General features: G+C 41.2%; 1 protein-coding gene. It reads right to left on the minus strand.

Annotation, left to right across the window (positions count from 1 at the left end):
- Positions 1–9: 9 nt before the first annotated feature.
- On the minus strand, positions 10–1227 hold a 1218-nt coding region (locus DYY66_RS08120; protein ID WP_166287962.1), incomplete at its 5' end, for a potassium-transporting ATPase subunit KdpA.

The following is a 1227-nucleotide window of genomic DNA, read 5'->3' on the forward strand; positions in this document are numbered from 1 at the left end:
TTCATCACACTACATTGAAAATGGCCCCATCGCCAAGAACGGAAAGAACGTAAGAGCTGTTAAAATGAATACCATTACAGACAATACGGCAACAAAGAGAAAGCCTGAAGTTTTTATTGGTTCTACAACTTCTTTTCTGTCTCTTAAGGTAAACGATCCAGCAATTGCCAACATCAGTCCAATTGGAGCATAACGTCCAAGTAACATGACCCATGCAGTAGACCAATTCCAAAATGGTGTGTTTGCAGATGTTCCAAGATAATCTGAGCCGTTGTTTGCTGCAGCTGAGCTATATTCGTACAAAACTTGGGTAAATGTTGCAGGAGTTGTTTGTGCTCCGAGAATAGTTTGTGCACTTTCAGTAGTATATGCCATCACAGTTGGAATCAAAATAAGTGCTGGGTGTATAAGAAACACAAAGGCTGCAAGTTTTACGTCTCTTGGATTTATCTTCATGCTCATAAATTCTGGAGTCTTTCCCACCATCAATCCGACTAAAAAGAGTGTGAGCACCACAAAGATGATCATCATCATCATTCCCGTACCGTCTGCTCCTGGTATTGCTTGCACAAACATACCCAAAAAGAACCCAATCACAGCATTTGGAGACATTCCTGTTAGAGCGGCGTTTGCAGCACCAGTGTTTGATGCTACTGATGATTCCATGAAGAGAGTGCTTCCAAAGCTACCAAATCTTGTCTCAAGGCCTGTTGGACCGCTATGTTCTGACAATCCTAGAGCAAGCATCACACCAAATCCGATTAACATGGCAGCAAGTATGGAAATTCCTCTCCCCTTGCCTAGCAAATGACCATATGCTATTGGCAATGAAAACGGTATTACAAGCATAAGAATGCATTCGAAGACATTTGAGACGCCAGTTGGATTTTCAAATGGATGAGCAGAGTTTGCTCCAAAGAATCCACCGCCATTGCTTCCAAGCTCCTTTATTGATTCTAGTGCAGCCACTGGACCTATAGTAATTGTTTGACTAGTACTCTGCAATGTGCCTACTGTGATTGTAGAGTCTAGTGTCTGAGGAACACCGAGGAAAAGCAATAGCAAAGCGGAGAAAAATGAAATCGGCAGTAAAAGTGTTAAAATTATTCTTGTAAAATCAACATAAAAATTTCCTAGGCCGAATTCTTTTCTGATAAAACCTCGAATAAATGCAAATGCTGAAGCAATTCCTGACGCAGGTGCTACGAACATTAGAAAGATCAATCC

It is taken from the genome of Candidatus Nitrosotalea sp. FS (assembly GCF_011319475.1).
GTDB lineage: Archaea > Thermoproteota > Nitrososphaeria > Nitrososphaerales > Nitrosopumilaceae > Nitrosotalea.